We start from the raw sequence: 16,904 nt of genomic DNA, 5'->3' as shown, positions 1-16,904 counted from the left end.
CGTCAGGGGTGAAGATGCCACAGACCGTTCTCGAGTCCGTCAGGTACACCACTCCTATGCTCGCCGAGCAGGGGCCGGCAACACTGCGAGTGACCGTCCCGCCGGTCAGGAACGTCGTCGTCATGCGGGTGCTGCGAACTCAACTCGGCGTCGACCGGGCGGCGGCCAAGGTCGTCCTGTCCGGCGTGCTGAGCGGTGATTACTCAGGAACTCTTCCTGAGATGGAACTCCTGGCCCGGAAGCTGAGGGCGGCCGGCATCGCTGCCGTGGCCGGGCGTGACGGGGTCGCCGGCCCCCAGTGACCGAGCCCCGGCTACGGCAGCGCGAACCACGGCTCTCGGTGTCACGTCAGGTGTGGCTGGCGCGAGTGGTGAGTGCGGGGCGCGAGTGCGGTTCGATAATGCGCCGTCCGCCTCATAAGGGATGTTTGTGCACCCTGGGGGCAAGACCGCCCCTTTCGCGCCGTACCGTCCGCCCCATGGGACTGATTGTCTTGCTGCAGCACACGGCCACTCGCGCACCACTGGCCGTTCTGCTCACTGCCGCTCGTCCATCCGGGAGGGAATGTGTCCGCTGCGGACAGCGTCGCCGGTCCCGCCACCGAGGAACCCGCCGCCGCGGCACCCGAGGAACGTGAGCTCACCAGTCTCGGTACTCGTGCCGCGCGTCAGCTGGCGACCACCACCAAGTCCGAGCCCCAGATGCGGGGCATCAGCTCCCGGTGGCTGCTCCGGAAGCTGCCGTGGGTGGACGTCAGGGGCGGCGCCTACCGGGTCAACCGCCGTCTGCAGTTGCGGGCCGGCGAGGGGCGGGTCCACTTCGAGCACAACGGCGCGGACGACGTCCGGGTGATCCCGCAGACCCTCACCGAACTGCCCGTTCTCCGCGGCTACAGCGACCACGACGTCCTCCAGGAGATCGCCGGCCGACACACGGTCCGTGAGGTCCGCGCCGGGCAGGTCCTGTGCGAGGCAGGGCAGCCCGTCACGGAGACCTACCTGGTCGTCCACGGCCGCTTCACCCGCTTCGTCGCCGGGAAGTACGGCGACGAAGAAGTGATCGGCGTGGTCACCGACGGCCACCAGCTGGGGGACGAGGCCATCGGCCGGACCGACCCGCTGTGGCCGGCCTCGGTACGCGCCGAGACGGCCGGTGTGCTACTGGTACTGCCCTCGGACGCGGTCAGGGAGTTGACCGGCCGGGTGCCGTCGCTGGCCGCTCATCTGGCGGCGTACGCGGACCGGCAGCGGTTGCCGATGAACCGCGGGGGCGAGGCGGACATGCCGGTGCAGGCCGGCCACACCGGTGAGCCCACGCTGCCCGGCGGCTTCGTCGACTACGAACTCTCACCGCGCGAGTACGAACTGTCCCTGACCCAGACCGTGCTGCGCGTGCACACCCGGGTCGCCGACCTCTACAACGATCCGATGGACCAGACGCGGCAGCAGCTGCGGCTGACCATCGAGGAGATCCGCGAGCGCCAGGAGTGGGAGCTCGTGAACAACCGGGAGTTCGGTCTGCTGCACAACGCCGACCACGGGCAGCGCATCAGCACCTTCACCGGCCCGCCCACCCCCGACGACATGGACGAACTGCTGTCCATGCGCCGCAAGACATGCCTGTTCCTCGCCCACCCCAAAGCGATCGCCGCGTTCTTCCGGCAGTGCAACAAGCGTGGCCTGATGCCCGGTTCGACCACCGTCGACGGGCACAAGCTGCCCGCCTGGCGGGGAGTCCCGATCCACCCCTGCGGCAAGATCCCCATCTCCGCGTCCCGCACCACCAGCATCGTCGCCCTACGCACCGGCGAGGCCGACCAGGGAGTCGTCGGCCTGTACCAGACCGGTATCCCCGAAGAACACCAGCCCGGCCTCAACGTCCGGTTCATGGGCATCGACAAGGCCGCCCGCGTCAACTACCTCGTGACCGCCTACTACTCGCTGGCCATCCTCGTACCCGACGCGGCCGGAGTCCTGGACAACGTCCAGATCGGCCGGACCGCCGACTGACCAGGTGGAGCACACGTCTATGCACAGCCCTTCGAGTACCGCGGCCGGCATCCCGCTGCCCGGCCCGCCCAACCTCGCCCGGAGCATCCGGGCACGGCGCAGCGGAGCCATTCCGGGACTGACGTACCGGCCCGCCGCGCCCGCCGACCCGGAGAAGGTCGCGGAGATCGACCGCAGGCTCGAGGCCTGGGCCCGCGGCCTCGACCTGTTCCCCGCGGAATGGAGCGGGGACTTCGGCCAGTTCCAGTTCGGCCGGGCCGTCGTCCTGCAGCACCCTGCGGCAGCCGACCTCGAACGCCTCACCGTCGCAGGCAAACTGCTGCTGGCCGAGAACATCGTCGACAGCTGCTACTGCGAGGAGGACGAGGGCAGGGGCGGTGCACGGCGAGGTCTGGGCGGCAGGCTGATCATGGCCCAGTCCGCCCTCGACCCCTTCCACGCCACCCCCGAGACGGAACAGGAATGGCGCGACGGCGTCCAGGCCGACGGCCCGCTGCGGTCCTACCACTGGGCGATGAAGGACTACGCGGTGGTCGCCACGCCCAGCCAGACCGACCGGCTGGTGCACGACCTCGCCCGGCTGCACCTGGGGTACCTCTCGGAGGCATCCTGGTCGGAGACGCGTCACGTGCCGCGCGTCTGGGAGTACCTGGTGATGCGGCAGTTCAACAACTTCCGTCCCTGTCTGTCCATCGTCGACGCCGTGGACGGCTACGAACTGCCCGAAGCCCTCTACGCCCGCCCGGAGGTGCAACGCATCACCGTCCTGGCCTGCAACGCCACCACCATCGTCAACGACCTGTACTCGTTCACCAAGGAACTGGCGAGCGACCCCGACCACCTGAACCTGCCCCAAGTGGTGGCCGCGAACGACCGGTGCGGCCTGAAGGCCGCATACCTGCGCAGCGTCGACATCCACAACGAGGTCATGGACGCCTTCGAGACGGAGGCCGCCGTGCTGTCCGCCACGTCGCCGCTCCTCGAACGCTACGCCCGCGGCCTGGCCGACTGGGTGGCGGGCAACCACGAGTGGCACGCGACCAACACCCACCGCTACCGACTGCCCGACTACTGGTGACCCACGTCGTCGGCACGACCTGCCGAAGGCCGATCAGCACTCGCACCTGCACCACAGCACGAAGGAGTCAGCGTTGACCACCATGCACACCGGCACCGCGTCCGCAGCGGTTCCCACTCAGTCCACGTACCAGAACCGCATCGCGGACTACTGGAACGCCGAGGAAAACCCGGTCAACCTCGAACTCGGGAAGCTCGACGACCTGTACCACCACCACTACGGCGTCGGCGAGGCCGACCGGTCGGTGCTCGACGAACCGGACGCCGACCGGCGCCGCGAGCGGATCACCCATGAACTGCACCGGCTGGAACACGCACAGGCCGAGCTCCTCGCGTCCCACCTCGGCGAACTCGCCCCCACGGACCGGGTTTTCGACGCCGGCTGCGGCCGGGGCGGCGGCAGCGTGGTCGCGAACCTGCGCTACGGCTGCCATGCCGACGGGGTCACCATCTCCGCCAAGCAGGCCGACTTCGCCAACGAGCAGGCACGCAAACGCGGCATCGACGCCAAGGTGCGGTACCACCACCGCAACATGCTCGACACCGGGCTGACCACGGGCGCCTACGCGGCGTCCTGGAACAACGAGTCCACCATGTACGTCGAACTGGACCTGCTTTTCGCGGAGCACGCCCGCCTCCTGCGGCGGGGCGGCCGTTATGTGGTGATCACCGGTTGCTACAACGACACGTACGGCCGGGCCTCCCGCGAGGTCTCCCTCATCAACGCCCACTACATCTGCGACATCCACCCCCGCTCGGCCTATTTCCGCGCCATGGCCCGCAACCGGCTCGTGCCCGTCCACGTCCAGGACCTCACAGCGGAGGCGATCCCTTACTGGGACCTGCGCCGCCAGGCCGACCACCTGGTCACAGGCATCGAGGACACCTTCCTGAACGCCTATCGCAACGGCAGCTTCCAGTACCTCCTGATCACCGCCGACCGCGTCTGACGCTCCGGAGCGGGGCGGGCGGCGAGCACATACCGCCCCTGTCCCGCTGCCTGCCTTCAGCCCGCCGTGGCGAGGTCCACCGCCGACACAAGGTCGGCCCGGGTCGGCGGCCCGGAGGCGCGGCGTACGACACGGCCCGCGTGGTCGAGGACGAGTACGGTCGGGGTGCGCATCACGTCGGCGCGCCGGACCAGGTCGAGACGCGCCTCGGCGTCGATCTCCACGAAGGCCACGCCAGGCGTCGAAGCGCTCACATCGGCCAGCAGCCGCCTGGTGCCGGGGCAGGACACGCACAGAGTCGTCGAGAACTGCACCAGGGTGGCCCGCTCGCCGAGCGTCTCCCCCAGCTCACCGGCAGACAACCGCAGGATCTCGTCCCGTCCGCCACCGCGCAACCTGCCGTCGCGGCGGGCCCGGAACAGCCCGAAGACGATCACGGCCAGCGACACCACGGCGGCCACGATCAATCCCGTCGGATCGCCCACGGCCACCTCACCCGCCCAGGCGGGCGCGGCCGCGTACCGCGAGGAGGTACACCTCGCAGCCCAGGCAGTAACCGAAGGCGGCGTTCAACAGTGCCGCCGCGAGAGCCGCCGCGGCCGCCGTGATGCCGAGCCACGTGACGCCGGCGAGGTATCCCGCCGTCCCCACGAGCGCGAAGCCCAGACCGACGGCCTGCGCGAACCGCGGTGGCCGCTCGTCCTCGAGTTCCCTCGGCGGGCCGAGTCGGGGGCGTACCAGTCGGCGGTAGAGCCAGCCGTACGGCGACCAGCGCAAGCCAAGAGCAGCACCGACAGCGAACACGACGGCCTGCGCCGCGAGCAGCACGCCACTGCCCGTGCCCAGGACCAGGAAGAGGACGAGGGTGGTGAGGGCGGCGGCGAAACGAGGCCCGCGCGGGTCGACACGGACAGACGCAGCGGGGGTGCTGTCGGGCATGACGTACTCCGGGACGGAAGAAGACGGATCCTGAGGGGACGGGGGTGCGCGCGTCAGCGACACGCTGCGGACCACACCCGACCGAAGTCGATGTGAGCCCTGATCACCAGGAACGCCGCGGAGGACATGCCGGGTATTGCAGCAGCCGCCCCGACCGCCGTCAACCACCGCCCACTCACCGGACATCCACGCCGCCGGGCCTCGCTCCCGCTCGCGCCGCGTCCGGGCGACTCAGCGCCGGACGGCGAGGTCCTTGTGGACGGCTCGGGCCACCGCCTCCACGGTCGCCACGCCGGCCTTCATCGTGCTGTTGTCCTGGGTGAGCACGGTCAGCGTGTAGTCGCGCCCGCCGCCGGTGAAGGCTCCCATGCTGTGCACCCGCCAGCCGTGCGCCGCGCGCGGCAGCCAGCCGTTCTTGACGTGCACCAGGGCCGCGCGTGGTGCTCCCACGGGGGTGCCCCAGCGCTGCGCGGGGATGACCTTGTTCATCAGCTTGAGGATGTAGGCACGCGCGTTGTCGCTGAGCACCGTGTTGCGTTCCGTGATCAGGTTCATCAGCTTCTGCGTGTCGGCGGCCGTGATCTGGGTCAGGCCCCAGGTTCGCTTGCCGCCCGGCACAGTGCTGGTCATTCCGGCCGCGGCCAGGAAGCCCTTCACCTTTGTCACGCCGATCTGCTTCCACAGCGCGTTCGTGGAGGCGTTGTCCGATGCCGTGATCATCTTGGTGGCGCGGTCGGCCTCACGCTGAGTGAGGTGGCGGTCGTGCTTGCGCACGTCCCACAGCAGCGTCGCCAGGAGAGTGACCTTGACCGTGCTGGCGGAGTCGAACCTCTGGTCCGCCCGAAGCGTGCACACGGTCTTCGTCGACCGGTCGCGCAGAGACACCGCCGCGACGGCGGTCGTGTGCTCCAGGGAGGCCGTGATGTCCCGTTGCAGCTTCGCCGCGAGCCCTGCCTGCCCCGAGGCGCACTTCACCGGCGGCGTCGCCGCGACGGCGCCACCTGCCCCGAACCCCACGACGGCGGGAACCGCCACGCCGGAGACGATCGCTGTGGCCACGAGACGCCGGGATATTCGCGTGAGCCCCATTCGCTCCGCCCGTTCTTCCGTTGCTGTCGGTCGCTATGGGCGACCAGTCTGGATGCGTGGCGGTATCGAATGGAACGTGACGTTCGCTACGGACTGTCCGCTCGGCATGGGCCCTCGGACCGTCGGACCGGTGCTGAAGGGCCCTGCAGCGCACCTGTCGGCGCGCGCCGCGCGACCGTGCCCGGACGCGGCGGGCCCGCCGGGCCGCGGCGGACCTGCCCGAAGCAGCGCAGGCCCCAAGTGGGCGGGGTCGAAAGGCCCCTGGCGATCGGGCCGCCGTGCGCGGGTGGGCCGCAACTCGGGATCGCGGACGGCTGCGATCCTGACTGTCTTGCCGTGGGCGGCTCCCGTCGGGCGGACCTGCCGAGCCTGACGCGCGGCCTTCCCCCGGTGCGTAGTGGGCGCCGTCCGCTGTGACGAAGGACTCGCCGACCAGCCGGCGTCGGCACCCGGGGAAAAGGGGCGACGCCCGACCCGCCCTTGTCATGGCACGCGGGCGGTCCACTCCGGCGAAGTGAACTTCGTCCGTGCCAGCTCCTGTGCGCGGGTCAGTTCCTCGTGCGTCACGTTGCCGTCGCTGAGTCCGTACCGGAGACGGAACGAATCGATCATCCGCGCGATCACGGCCTCCCGTGCCAGACCGGTCTGCCGGCGCAGCGGGTCGACCCGCTTCTTCGCGCTCTTCATGCCCTTGTCCGACAGCTTCTCCCGACCGATGCGCAACACGTCGAGCATCTTGTCCGCGTCGATGTCGTAGGCCATGGTCACGTGGTGCAGCACGGCGCCGGCTCCGCCGTCGGGTCCCACGATGCGCTTCTGGGCGGCCCCGGCGATCTTGCCCTGATCAGTGGCGATGTCGTTCAGCGGCTGGTACCAGGCGTTGATCCCCATGTCGCCGAGCGCGCCGAGCACCCAGTCGTCGAGGTAGGCGTAGCTGTCCTGGAAGGACAGGCCCTGAACCAGCGCTTCCGGGACCGACAGCGAGTAGGTGATCGTGTTGCCGGGCTCGACGAACATCGCCCCGCCGCCGGAGATGCGGCGCACGACTTCGATGCCGTGCCGGTCCGCGCCCTCGGGGTCGACCTCGTTGCGCAGGGACTGGAAGCTGCCGATGATCACCGCCGGGGCGCCCCACTCCCACACCCTGAGTGTCGGCGGTCGGCGTCCCGCGGCGACCTCGGCCGTGAGGACCTCGTCCAGCGCCATGTGCAGTGCCGGAGCCTGCGGGCCTTCGTGGATCAACTGCCAGTCGTAGTCGGTCCAGTCGGTGGCGTGCGCGAGGGCACGCCGCACCGCGACGGCGATGCCCTCCGAGGTCAGCCCGTACATGACGGTCCCCTCGGGAAGCGCCGCGTCGATCCGCGCCGCCAGTCCGGCCGCGTCGGTGTCGGCGGGGGCGCCGTCCAGGGCTTGGTTGACGGCGTCGAGCGCCTCGTCCGGTTCTAGGAAGAAGTCGCCCGCGACCCGTGCGTGCCGCAGCACGCCGTGCTCGACGTCGACGTCCACATCCACGACGACGAGCTTGCCGCCCGGAACCTTGTACTCACCGTGCACGGCTTCGCCTTCCTTTTGCACTGCCGGAAAAACCGCGCCCGGCCCGTGTATGTTCCCCGGCCGGTGACCACTCGTCTGCGGGCCGGTGGTGCCGAGACGGGGTCAGGACATCGCGGGGTGCCACCCGGGTTCCAGGCAGTCGAGGAGTGCGCGGAAGGCCGCGTCGGCCCGGTCCCAGTGGTCGTCCACCAGCGGGGCGACCAGGAGACCGAACACCGCGTCGGTCAGGAGCGTGGCCTGGGTCAGAGCCCGGCCCTGGTCCATGCCGAAGTCACGGAAGACCGACGTGAGCAGGTTTGTCCATTCCGTGACGACATCGTCCAGGACGGGCCCGTACCGGTGCGGATGGAGGATGCCGGCGCTCATGATCTCGAGGTACAGAGGCAGTGAGGCGCGTACGTCGGGGTCGCTGAACTGCTTCCACACCTCCTCCATCAGACGACGCAGACCGGCGGCGTCCGTGGGCGGCCCGACGCTGCGCAGAACCTCACGGGCCTGCAGCAGGGGCCGGCGCTCGTAGACGGCGAGCGCCTCGGCGATCATCCGTTCCTTGCTGCCGAAGTAGTAGAGGAGCATGCGGTCGCTGGTGCCGAGTGCCTGGGCCAGCCGGCGCAGGGAGAGGTCCGCGAGTCCGTTGCGCAGCACGTACTGGCGGACGTGGTCCAGGAGGCGGCGTCGCTTGGCCGGGTCGGGTGGGCGTGACATGGAGTTCCTGGTTGCACCGGGTCGGCGACCTTCGCGTGCCCGATTTGGGAGCTTGGCGAGATCTTTACTGTAGCACCCGTTACGTGTATATTTTAGGTGTAGCAACTGCTACATGAATGAGCCGGCACATGGGCGACACACCCGCCGACGGCTCCCCACCACCAGCACAGTAAGGACTGATTTCCATGGCCGCCCAGGCCATCGGCCTCCTCAGCGCCTTCTGCCGGGCAGAACGGCCCTCGCACGGCGACGCCCCCTCGTGGGCCGCCCGGCAGTGGGCCCTGTGGTCGCGCATCTTCGCGCCCCTGCGGCCGTTCGACGCTCCGCGCTGCCGCGCCAGCGCATGGGAAGCGTCCTGGCCTCTGGGGCGGGAGCTCACCTCCGTGCGCGACGCCCGCCATCTGGTGACGGCGCAGCTGACCACCTGGGCCCTGGACGATCTCGCGGACACCGTCGAACTCCTGGTCAGCGAGCTCGTCACCAATGCCCTTCGGCACACCCGCGGCCCGCTCAGGCTCAACCTTCAGCTCCGCCGATCCCGGCTGGTGTGCGAGGTCGAGGACACCGAGCGGACCGGCCCCGTACGCTGCGTGGTCGACGCGGATTCCGAAGGCGGTCGCGGCACCAAACTCCTGGACCTGCTCGCGGACGCCTGGGGAAGCATCCGGATGCCCACCGGCAAGACCGTCTGGTTCGAAGTGCATGTCGAGCAGGGCACCGGGGCGCGGACACCCTAGGCAAGACGTGTCTCAGCGGGAGGTGAGAGGAGTCTCGGACTCGACGCGGGTGAGCTTTTCGGGGTTGCGGACGTAATAGAGGCCCGTGACGCGGGCGTTCTCCACGCAGAAGGCCAGCACGCCGTCGATCACGCCGTCCAGGCGCAGGACGAGTCCGGGGTTGCCGTTGACCGTCGTGTACTCACCGCTCAAGGTGCCGCCGGCCTTGTCGACGCTGCCGGCCATGTAACGGAGCACGTTCTCGGCGCCGACGACCGGCCGCAGAGCCGCCAGCTTGAGACCACCGCCGTCGCTGACGAAAACGACGTCCGGGGCGAGTACGTCGAGCAGCCCCTGCAGGTCCCCCGTCACGAGCGCCCGCTGGAACAAGTCCAGCGCTGCCCGGGCCTCCTCCGGGGAAGCCGCCGCGCGCGGCCGACGGGCGTCGACGTGACGGCGGGCGCGGTGGGCGGTCTGGCGTACGGCGGCGGGGCTCTTGCCGATCGCCGCCGCGATCTCGTCGTAGCCGAAGTCGAAGACCTCGCGCAGTACGAAGACGGCGCGTTCGGTCGGTGAGAGCGTTTCGAGGATGAACATGAGCGCCAGCGACAGGTTCTCGGACAGTTCTACGTCCTCGGCCACGTCCGGCGCGGTGAGCAGGGGCTCGGGCAGCCAGGGGCCGACGTAGGCCTCCTTGCGCCGCTTGAGGGTGCGGAGCCGGTTGAGTGCTTGCCGGGTCGTGATCCGTACGAGGTAGGCACGCTGGTCCCGCACCTGCGCCAGGTCGACCTCGACCCACCGCAACCAGGTCTCCTGGAGGACGTCCTCGGCGTCCGCCGCCGATCCGAGCATCTCGTAGGCGACGGTGAACAGCAGGTCGCGATGGGCGAGGAACGCCTCGGTCGCGGAGTCGGTGACGTGGTCGTTCATCGGCGTGCGCTTCACTCTCTCGCGGTCGGCGTCCTTGGGCCGGACCGGCCGGTCCGGCCCAAGGAGCGGGTTTTGGCAGCTAAGCCGAAGGTCGGGTGCTGGACGGCGTCGGGCGGTGTTCCGGCCGGGGCGATTCCACGCGAACGGTGCTGCCGCCGTCGGATGCGCGGGGGCCGGCCTTGCGCGCCCCCGACAGCAACTTGTCGAGGGTGAACCGGCAGGCGATCTCCTTGACGCCGGCACCGGGCCGCCCGCTGACGCTGAGTGCGTTCACCTTGTCGTTCGGGTAGGAGAACTGGGTGACACCCTCCTTCCGGCCGAGGCTGAGACACTGCCCGGCGAAGAACATCCGGACGGGAGCGGGCTGCTTCCCCGCGATCCGGCGCAGGATCGTGGCGGCGGCCGCCGGGCCCAGTTGCACGGCGGCCTGGCAGCTCATCCGGAACGGTCGGTCCGTCATCACCGCCGCGTCGCCGGCGGCCACGATACGCACGTCGTCCACGCTGGTCAGCGTCGCGTCGGTGACCAGACGGCCTTCGGCGTCGGTGCGCAGCCCGCTGCGGGCGGCCAGGTCCGGCACACGGAATCCCGCGGTCCAGATCGTCACCGCGCTGGGCAGCTTCCGGCCGTCATCGAGCTGTACGCCGTCACGCGTCACTTCCGTCACCCGCGCACGGGGACCTTCGAGGACGGTCACACCCAGCTTGGCGAGCCGGCGGGCGACCGGGCGGCGGGCCCGGGCATGCAGGGAGGGGCCGAGCACGCCGCCGCAGACCAGGGTGAGCTTGCGGCCCGCTTCCGCCAGCTCCGCGGCGGTCTCCAGGCCGGTGGGGCCGGCCCCGATCACGGTCACCGGATCCGACGCGGGCGTCTCGGCCAGCGCCGACCGCAGTCGTTCCGCCCCTTCGAGGTCCGACACCGCATGAGCGAACTCCGCCGCTCCGGGCACGCCAGGATCGGAGGCGCCACTGCCCACCGCGTAGACGAGGTAGTCGTAGGAGACCGTGCCACCACCCGCCAGCGACACCTGGCGCTCGGCAGGGTCGATCCGGGTCGCGGTGTCGACCACCAGCCGGACGTTCCCGCCCAGCACCTCGCCGAAGCCCTCGACCGCGTCATCGGAGCCCGTCACGAGCTGGTGCAGGCGGATGCGCTCGACGAAGCGGGGACGCGGATTGACCAGGGTCACCGACACACCGTCGCGCCGAGCCAGGCTGTTGGCCGCCGTGACGCCCCCGTATCCGCCGCCGACCACGACCACCTCGACGTTTCCGTTCATCTTGTCTCCCTCGCGTTGTGGACTCGGCATGGAGACACCAGTGGCGCGTCCGGTGTAACAACCTGCGAATGAGACGTAGGGCACAGGGGACGCGCCTGAATCGCCGCCGCGGGACACCGCAGGCAGGACGTCGGCATCATGAGCGCTCGCCTGCTCTTCTCGGTCCAGAAGGAACTCCTCCAGAAGCTCGCCGAACAGGGTCACCCCCGACTGCGTCCCCAGCACGGCGCCCTGGAACGGCATCCGGACCCCGGGACAGGCGCGCCAAGCTGATCATGCCCACCGCGCTCGGGTGTGATCAGATGCGCAGGTCCGACGCCATCGTCGCCTCCATCGAGCGGCGCCACGCCGAGGTGATCGGCGAGCAGGAGTACGAGGACTTCAAGACCGCCTTCCGGCAGATCACGGCTCTGCGCAAAGAGCAATTCGACGAGGCGCCGACATGGCGGGAGCAACCTCCCGAAGCCGCCGCGGGCCCGCCTGAGGCGCTACGGCGCGACCCTCACCAGCTTGCGGTTGAGGAACTCGCCGATGCCCAGTTCCGACAGCTCGCGACCGAACCCGGAGTTCTTGATCCCTCCGAAGGGCAGGCCTGGCGAGTCGGCGAAGCAGGAATTGATGTACACCATGCCGGACTCCATGCGACTCGCGACCTGTTGGGCGTGCTCGACGTCGGCGTCGAACACGTAGCTGCCCAAGCCGAACCTGGTGGCATTGGCCAACTCGATCGCTTCCTCCTCGCTGTCCACGCCGTAGAAGGACAACACGGGTCCGAAGGCCTCTTCCCCGTAGAGCGGGTTGTCTTCTCTGATGCCCGTGATGATCGTCGGCTCGATGAAGAACCCGGGGCGGTCCACTCGGTTGCCGCCCTGAACGACGCGAGCTCCCGCGGCCTTCGCGTCCTCGATCTGCCGCAGCAGGACTTCGAGGGCGCGCTCACTGGACAGCGGGCCGAGCAGGGTGTCCTCGTCCTTCGGATCACCCACCTTGATCGCGGCGAAGCGCTCCTTCAGCGCGGCCAGTATTTCCTCGCCCCGTTCCCTGCCGACCACGATCACGCGCTTGACGTTGACGCAGCCCTGCCCCGAGTTGTAGGTACGTCCCATCACGACGTGCTCGACCGCGTGCTCCAGAGGTGCGCCCTCCAGAACGAGAGCGGGGTCGCTGCCGCCCAGTTCCAGGACCGTCTTCTTGAGGTTGTGCCCGGCGCGCTCGCCGACCGAAGTCCCCGCCCTCTCGCTACCGGTGAGGGTGACGCCGCGCACGCGGAAGTCGTCGATCAGCCTGGCGACCTGGTCGATGCTGCAGAAGAGATTCATGTAGGCCCCTTCAGGGGCTCCCGCCTTCTCGAAGAGTCGCGCGAAGGCCAGGGCGCACTGGGGCACGCTCTCGGCGGGCTTCATCAGGATCACGTTCCCGGCGACCAGTTGGGGCGCGGCCACACGGGCCAGTTGGTAGTAGGGGAAGTTCCACGGCTCGATCGCCAGGATGACGCCGATCGGCTCGGCGACCAGCTTCGCGCCGGGCTCACCGGGCAGCGGCCGCTCCGCGAGGAACCGCTCTCCGTGCTCCGCGTAGTAATCGAGGATGTCGGCCGCGAGATCGACCTCGAAGTAGCCGAAGCGGGTTACCTTTCCTATTTCCAGGGTCAGGTATTCCACGTATGCATCCCGCTTCTCCCGCAGGATCTGAGCGGCGCGGCCGACGACGCGGGCCCGTTCCGCGACCGGCCAGTACTTCCAGTCTTCGTGGTAAAGCCTGTCGGCGGTTTCCAGCTCGTGGAGAATTTCCTCGTCCGACTGCAGCGGGAATTCCTTCACCAATTCTCCGGTTGCCGGATCGGTGGTACCAAAGCTCATTTTCTACTCCTTGGTATGGGGCCGCACAGCCGCATTCATTTATTGGCGTCCCCGTCGAACCTCATCCGGTCGGCGTTCGGTTCGATCCAGTCTTGAGCTCGACGCCACCATACCTCCGTGGTCGGCTTCAGTCCTGTTGGATCATCGAGAGTTCCGGCCTTGACGATCACGAGATCGGGTCGTTCATGAAGGATCGTGAGAATCGGCGTACCGCATTCGCCGCAGAAAAGCCTGTCGCGCAGATTTCCGTTTTCCGCTCCGACGGTCTGATAGACCTTCGGCATGCCCATGATTTCCAGGGCTTCGCGCGCCACCAGTACGTTCACCGAGAATGCCGCACCAGTGTGCCGCTGGCAATGAGCGCAGTGGCAGAGGACCACGGTCTCGGGATTCACGTCGAATCGATAGCTGACCGATCCGCATAAGCAATGTCCGGTGCGTGCGTTGTGGGCGGGCGCCGGGACCATGTCACTCATATCGATGCTCCCTGTATCTCGGCCAGGGTTTCGGAGACGTTGCCCTGGCACAGATCGAGAGTGCTTCCGGCGGACGAGGTCGGCCAGACACCCGTTTCGCCTACGCCTCGCAGGGCTGTCCCCGACAGGAACACGGGGCGTGCCCCGCGCGCAGTCGCCGGCGCCTGCTCGCCTCGACCGCCCTGAGCCCAAGCCCCTGGCAGTTCCGTCCCACCGGTGACGGCCACTACCAGGTCGTCAACCGCCACAACGGCAAGGCCTGGGACGTCGACGGCGGCCCGGGCGCGACCGGGGACGGCACCAGGGTCCACCTGTGGGACTACGTCGGGGCCTCGAACCAGCAGTGGCGGCCGGAATCCACCGGTGCGAGCGGCCAGTACCGCTTCGTCGCACGCCACAGCGGCAAGTGCCTGACCGTCGACAACGCCTCCACCGCCAACGGCGCCCGGCTGTCCCAGCAGCCTGCTCCGGATCCGCCGCCCAGACGTTCACACTCGCCGGCTGAGCCGCTGTCACCTGCCCGCCCGCGGGGCCCGGCGTGCCGGACCGGGCCCCGCTCACCCGTGGGCTCAGTCGGTGAGGCCCTCGATCGCCACGCGAAGGTGACGGGGGCCGCGCAGCACGGCGTTGGCTCGGTACGACGGTCGCTCCTCCAGGAGCCGGAAACTCTTGACCCGGCGGAACAGTTCCCGCAGCGCGAGCTGCGCTTCGATCCGCGCGAGCGGGGCGCCGAAGCAGTAGTGGATTCCGGTGTAGAACCCGAGGTGTTCGTTGTCCTCGCGGGCGGGATCGAACCGATCGGGGTCCTCGAAGCGCAGGGGGTCGCGGTTGGCCGCGGCGATCATGAGCCAGACCGGCGCCCCCTTGGGGATGGTGACGTCGTCGATGTCGATGTCGGCCAGGGTGACGTTGATGGGCACGAACTGGACGGGCGGCTCGTAGCGCAGCACTTCCTCGACGAGGGGGACGGTCAGCTCCGCGTCTTTCTGGAACCGCTCGAGGACGTCGGGGTGACGCAGCAGGGTGAGCGTCGCGTTGGTGATGAGGTTGACGGTGGTCTCGTGGCCGGCGACCAGGAGCAGCACCGCGGTGGCCACCAGGTCCGCCGGTGTCATGCTGCCGCCCGGGCCGGTCTCGGGAGCGAGGGCGCTGAGGAGCCCGGGGCCCGGGCGGCGGCGTTTGGCGTCGATCAGGTCGGCCAGGTAGGCGCCCAGTTCCCGGCGCCCCTGCTGGGACTTCTCCTGGCCGATACCGCCGTGCTGGGGATCGATACCGGACGCCACGGCGTCCGCCCAGCCGTGGAAGCGGGGTTCGTCCTCGTGCGGCACGCCGAGCACCTTGCAGATGGCGGTGACGGGGAGGGGGTAGGCGAAGGCGTCGACGATGTCGATCTCGTCCTTGCCCTCGAAGGCGTCGATCAGTTCGGCGACGACCGTGGCCAGTTCTGCGCGCAGGTCCTCCAGGAACCTGGGGCTGTGCGGGGGGCCGAACGGCCGGTTCGCGGTGGCGCGCAGCCGGTCGTGCTCGGGCGGGTCGGTCAGGATGAAGCTCGGCGGCAGGCCCGTGTCCTCCTCCGACTGACCGGGGTGGGTGTAGCCGGGCGGGCGGTTGCGCGGATCCTGGCTCAGCCGAGGGTCGTTGGCCAGGCTCCGCACCGCGTGGTAACTGCTGACCAGGTAGGTGCCGTCGTCCTCCCGCATGACCGGTGTCTTGCGCAGTTCCGCGTAGAGCGGGTACGGATCGGCTCGGTTGGCGTAGTCGAGGATCTGCGCGGAGAGGGTACCGGGCGTCATGGTGTCTCCAGGGGGCTCCGGGCGGTACAGGGCCGGTGATCAGGCATGCGACGGAACGAACTGGACACGCCGCTCGCTCGGTGAGTGACCCGACAGCGTGACGGTGGCCCCGTGGGTGGGCAGGTGGGGGTCCGGGAATTCCGCGTCGACGCTGTGCAGCGTGGTGGTTCGGCGGTCGACCAGGCGGTAGTCCGGCGGGAACGGCGCGGCGGCCGCGATCTGCTCCTCGTAGAACCCGAGCCACCTGGCTCCGTCGAAGGACGCCGCGGCGATGACCCGGCCGCGGTATCCGTACACCGCGACGAACCGCTCGTCGGCGAGTGCCCCCTGGGCGATGACCAGTTGGTCGCCCAGCGAGGGGACATCCACGGACTTGATGTTGACGTGGAACTGCGTGGACCAGAACATCGGCAGCCACAGGTGCGGGCGGCGATCGGGCCCCGCGCAGATCATGTAGTGGGCGGCGATCTCCGCCTGTTCGACGGCGTTGCCCCAGTGCTCCAGCGACAGGAACTGGTAGTCGAACAGCGGGTGCGGGCTGCGTGCCACGTCGCCGGCGGCGTAGATGTCGTCGGTGACGATGCCGTTGACGTCGAACACCCTGCACCCGGCGTCGCAGGCGATGCCCCTCGGCCCCGCGGCCACACCCGAGCCGGCGAGCCATTCGGTGTTGGGGACGGCGCCGAGCGAGACGACCGCCACCTCCACGTCGATCGCCGTGCCGTCGGAGAGATGGGCGCGCCTGAGCCGTCCGGAATAGTCACCCTCCAGGGCAGTCACACTGACGCCGCAGCGCAGGTCGACTCCGTTCCTGCGCTGCATCCGGTCCGCGACCGCGCCGATCACCCCACCGAGGGGGCCGACCAGCGGGGCCGGGCCGCGCTCGACCACCGAGACCTCAAGATTCAACTCCCGGCAGGCGGAGGCGACTTCGCAGCCGGTGAAACCGGCTCCGATCACCAGCACCCGGGACGGACGGCCGGCCAGCTTCCGGTTCAGGCGGGCGGAGTCGTCACGGGTCCGCAGCACGAACACGCCGTCCAGCGCTGCCTGTTCCTGATGGAACCAGGGTCGCGCCCGGGTCCCGGTGGTGATGAGCAGACGGTCGTAGGGGACCGTGTCGCCGTTCGCGAGGCGTAGCTGCTTGGCGTTGCGGTCCAGGCCCTCGGCTGCGACACCCAGGCGCCATTCGGCGTCGATCTCGCGCCGCCGCGGCAGTGCGGTGTCCTCGGCCCGCGCCCGACCGAGCAGCACCTGCTTGGACAGCGGCGGCCGGTCGTAGGGCTCGTACGGTTCGTCGCCGATCATGGTGAGCGATCCGGCGAAACCACGCTCGCGCAGGGCCTCCGCCGCGCGCAGGCCTGCCAGCGAGGCACCCACGACGACTATCCGGCCTTCCCTGCGCAGGATCTCGACGTCGGAGTCATCGGCCCGCGCCCGACCGAGCAGCACCTGCTTGGACAGCGGCGGCCGGTCGTAGGGCTCGTACGGTTCGTCGCCGATCATGGTGAGCGATCCGGCGAAACCA

Annotated in this window: 17 protein-coding genes and 1 pseudogene; 7 read left to right on the top strand and 11 right to left on the bottom strand. The window is 69.5% G+C overall.

Annotation, left to right across the window (positions count from 1 at the left end):
* Positions 1 to 56 precede the first annotated feature (56 nt).
* The 4 genes from ACFV6X_RS15670 (at position 57) to ACFV6X_RS15655 (ending at position 4,036) form a co-directional block, all read left to right on the top strand.
* Positions 57 to 302, top strand: coding sequence for a hypothetical protein (locus ACFV6X_RS15670; protein WP_385383138.1), 246 nt, complete (start codon positions 57 to 59; stop codon positions 300 to 302).
* 264 nt (positions 303 to 566) lie between these two features.
* Positions 567 to 2,009: a family 2B encapsulin nanocompartment shell protein gene (locus tag ACFV6X_RS15665; protein WP_385383135.1), complete on the top strand. Its 1,443-nt coding sequence runs from the start codon at positions 567 to 569 to the stop codon at positions 2,007 to 2,009.
* A 19-nt stretch (positions 2,010 to 2,028) separates the two neighbouring features.
* A complete protein-coding gene (locus ACFV6X_RS15660) occupies positions 2,029 to 3,087 on the top strand; it encodes a family 2 encapsulin nanocompartment cargo protein terpene cyclase (protein WP_385383132.1) in 1,059 nt (352 codons plus the stop codon).
* 82 nt (positions 3,088 to 3,169) lie between these two features.
* Positions 3,170 to 4,036 carry a geranyl diphosphate 2-C-methyltransferase gene (locus ACFV6X_RS15655; protein WP_365447980.1) on the top strand — a complete coding sequence of 289 codons (867 nt, stop codon included), beginning with the start codon at positions 3,170 to 3,172 and terminating at the stop codon, positions 4,034 to 4,036.
* Between the two features lie 56 nt (positions 4,037 to 4,092).
* On the opposite strand, the gene ACFV6X_RS15650 is transcribed toward ACFV6X_RS15655, so the two are convergent.
* The 5 genes from ACFV6X_RS15650 to ACFV6X_RS15630 all read right to left on the bottom strand — a co-directional run bounded on the left by ACFV6X_RS15650 (position 4,093) and on the right by ACFV6X_RS15630 (position 8,323).
* Complete coding sequence (locus ACFV6X_RS15650; RefSeq protein ID WP_385383129.1) at positions 4,093 to 4,521, bottom strand: thioredoxin family protein; 429 nt, start codon at positions 4,519 to 4,521, stop codon at positions 4,093 to 4,095.
* Between the two features lie 7 nt (positions 4,522 to 4,528).
* Positions 4,529 to 4,975: a DUF4395 domain-containing protein gene (locus tag ACFV6X_RS15645; RefSeq protein WP_385383126.1), complete on the bottom strand. Its 447-nt coding sequence runs from the start codon at positions 4,973 to 4,975 to the stop codon at positions 4,529 to 4,531.
* A 231-nt stretch (positions 4,976 to 5,206) separates the two neighbouring features.
* On the bottom strand, positions 5,207 to 6,064 hold the full coding sequence (locus tag ACFV6X_RS15640; RefSeq protein WP_385383123.1) for a serine hydrolase: 858 nt from the start codon (positions 6,062 to 6,064) through the stop codon (positions 5,207 to 5,209).
* A 483-nt stretch (positions 6,065 to 6,547) separates the two neighbouring features.
* On the bottom strand, positions 6,548 to 7,618 hold the full coding sequence (locus ACFV6X_RS15635) for a biotin/lipoate A/B protein ligase family protein (protein ID WP_385383120.1): 1,071 nt from the start codon (positions 7,616 to 7,618) through the stop codon (positions 6,548 to 6,550).
* Positions 7,619 to 7,720: 102 nt separating this feature from the next.
* Positions 7,721 to 8,323, bottom strand: a complete 603-nt coding sequence (locus tag ACFV6X_RS15630; protein WP_385383117.1) for a TetR/AcrR family transcriptional regulator — start codon at positions 8,321 to 8,323, stop codon at positions 7,721 to 7,723.
* 185 nt (positions 8,324 to 8,508) lie between these two features.
* Here ACFV6X_RS15630 and ACFV6X_RS15625 point away from each other — a divergent pair, with 185 nt between their 5' ends.
* A complete protein-coding gene (locus ACFV6X_RS15625; RefSeq protein ID WP_385383114.1) occupies positions 8,509 to 9,060 on the top strand; it encodes an ATP-binding protein in 552 nt (183 codons plus the stop codon).
* 12 nt (positions 9,061 to 9,072) lie between these two features.
* On the opposite strand, the gene ACFV6X_RS15620 is transcribed toward ACFV6X_RS15625, so the two are convergent.
* Both ACFV6X_RS15620 and ACFV6X_RS15615 read right to left on the bottom strand, forming a co-directional pair.
* Complete coding sequence (locus ACFV6X_RS15620) at positions 9,073 to 9,969, bottom strand: RNA polymerase sigma-70 factor (RefSeq protein WP_385383111.1); 897 nt, start codon at positions 9,967 to 9,969, stop codon at positions 9,073 to 9,075.
* 79 nt (positions 9,970 to 10,048) lie between these two features.
* Positions 10,049 to 11,248 carry an NAD(P)/FAD-dependent oxidoreductase gene (locus ACFV6X_RS15615; RefSeq protein ID WP_385383108.1) on the bottom strand — a complete coding sequence of 400 codons (1,200 nt, stop codon included), beginning with the start codon at positions 11,246 to 11,248 and terminating at the stop codon, positions 10,049 to 10,051.
* A 138-nt stretch (positions 11,249 to 11,386) separates the two neighbouring features.
* On the opposite strand from ACFV6X_RS15615, the gene ACFV6X_RS15610 reads away from it, so the two are divergent.
* Complete coding sequence (locus ACFV6X_RS15610) at positions 11,387 to 11,521, top strand: hypothetical protein (RefSeq protein ID WP_385383106.1); 135 nt, start codon at positions 11,387 to 11,389, stop codon at positions 11,519 to 11,521.
* A 215-nt stretch (positions 11,522 to 11,736) separates the two neighbouring features.
* Here ACFV6X_RS15610 and ACFV6X_RS15605 read toward each other — a convergent pair whose 3' ends face one another.
* Positions 11,737 to 13,107: an aldehyde dehydrogenase family protein gene (locus ACFV6X_RS15605; protein WP_385383104.1), complete on the bottom strand. Its 1,371-nt coding sequence runs from the start codon at positions 13,105 to 13,107 to the stop codon at positions 11,737 to 11,739.
* A gap of 35 nt (positions 13,108 to 13,142) precedes the next feature.
* The gene (locus ACFV6X_RS15600) at positions 13,143 to 13,583 is read right to left on the bottom strand and encodes a GFA family protein (protein WP_385383101.1); all 441 of its coding nucleotides are present in this window, start codon (positions 13,581 to 13,583) and stop codon (positions 13,143 to 13,145) included.
* 197 nt (positions 13,584 to 13,780) lie between these two features.
* Here ACFV6X_RS15600 and ACFV6X_RS15595 point away from each other — a divergent pair.
* Positions 13,781 to 14,088: pseudogene (locus ACFV6X_RS15595) on the top strand (RICIN domain-containing protein); the annotation flags it as partial.
* A gap of 64 nt (positions 14,089 to 14,152) precedes the next feature.
* On the opposite strand, the gene ACFV6X_RS15590 reads toward ACFV6X_RS15595, so the two are convergent.
* Together ACFV6X_RS15590 and ACFV6X_RS15585 are read right to left on the bottom strand one after the other, a co-directional pair.
* Positions 14,153 to 15,376, bottom strand: a complete 1,224-nt coding sequence (locus tag ACFV6X_RS15590; protein WP_385383098.1) for a cytochrome P450 — start codon at positions 15,374 to 15,376, stop codon at positions 14,153 to 14,155.
* A 39-nt stretch (positions 15,377 to 15,415) separates the two neighbouring features.
* On the bottom strand, positions 15,416 to 16,882 hold the full coding sequence (locus ACFV6X_RS15585) for an NAD(P)/FAD-dependent oxidoreductase (protein WP_385383417.1): 1,467 nt from the start codon (positions 16,880 to 16,882) through the stop codon (positions 15,416 to 15,418).
* Positions 16,883 to 16,904: the final 22 nt, after the last annotated feature.

The sequence above is a fragment of the Streptomyces sp. NPDC059861 genome (genome assembly GCF_042731435.1).
Lineage (GTDB): Bacteria > Actinomycetota > Actinomycetes > Streptomycetales > Streptomycetaceae > Streptomyces.
The sequence above is the reverse complement of the archived record's forward strand: the minus strand, read 5'-3'. Positions and strand labels throughout refer to the sequence as shown.

Excerpts from the sequence above, each read along its gene's own strand:
- ACFV6X_RS15610 (WP_385383106.1), top strand. The coding sequence starts at position 11,387 with ATGAGCGCTCGCCTGCTCTTCTCGGTCCAGAAGGAACTCCTCCAGAAG.
- ACFV6X_RS15670 (WP_385383138.1), top strand. The coding sequence starts at position 57 with ATGCTCGCCGAGCAGGGGCCGGCAACACTGCGAGTGACCGTCCCGCCG.
- ACFV6X_RS15620 (WP_385383111.1), bottom strand. The coding sequence starts at position 9,969 with ATGAACGACCACGTCACCGACTCCGCGACCGAGGCGTTCCTCGCCCAT.
- ACFV6X_RS15585 (WP_385383417.1), bottom strand. The coding sequence starts at position 16,882 with ATGATCGGCGACGAACCGTACGAGCCCTACGACCGGCCGCCGCTGTCC.
- ACFV6X_RS15630 (WP_385383117.1), bottom strand. The coding sequence starts at position 8,323 with ATGTCACGCCCACCCGACCCGGCCAAGCGACGCCGCCTCCTGGACCAC.
- ACFV6X_RS15655 (WP_365447980.1), top strand. The coding sequence starts at position 3,170 with ATGCACACCGGCACCGCGTCCGCAGCGGTTCCCACTCAGTCCACGTAC.
- ACFV6X_RS15605 (WP_385383104.1), bottom strand. The coding sequence starts at position 13,107 with ATGAGCTTTGGTACCACCGATCCGGCAACCGGAGAATTGGTGAAGGAA.
- ACFV6X_RS15600 (WP_385383101.1), bottom strand. The coding sequence starts at position 13,583 with ATGAGTGACATGGTCCCGGCGCCCGCCCACAACGCACGCACCGGACAT.
- ACFV6X_RS15625 (WP_385383114.1), top strand. The coding sequence starts at position 8,509 with ATGGCCGCCCAGGCCATCGGCCTCCTCAGCGCCTTCTGCCGGGCAGAA.
- ACFV6X_RS15645 (WP_385383126.1), bottom strand. The coding sequence starts at position 4,975 with ATGCCCGACAGCACCCCCGCTGCGTCTGTCCGTGTCGACCCGCGCGGG.
- ACFV6X_RS15640 (WP_385383123.1), bottom strand. The coding sequence starts at position 6,064 with ATGGGGCTCACGCGAATATCCCGGCGTCTCGTGGCCACAGCGATCGTC.
- ACFV6X_RS15590 (WP_385383098.1), bottom strand. The coding sequence starts at position 15,376 with ATGACGCCCGGTACCCTCTCCGCGCAGATCCTCGACTACGCCAACCGA.
- ACFV6X_RS15660 (WP_385383132.1), top strand. The coding sequence starts at position 2,029 with ATGCACAGCCCTTCGAGTACCGCGGCCGGCATCCCGCTGCCCGGCCCG.
- ACFV6X_RS15615 (WP_385383108.1), bottom strand. The coding sequence starts at position 11,248 with ATGAACGGAAACGTCGAGGTGGTCGTGGTCGGCGGCGGATACGGGGGC.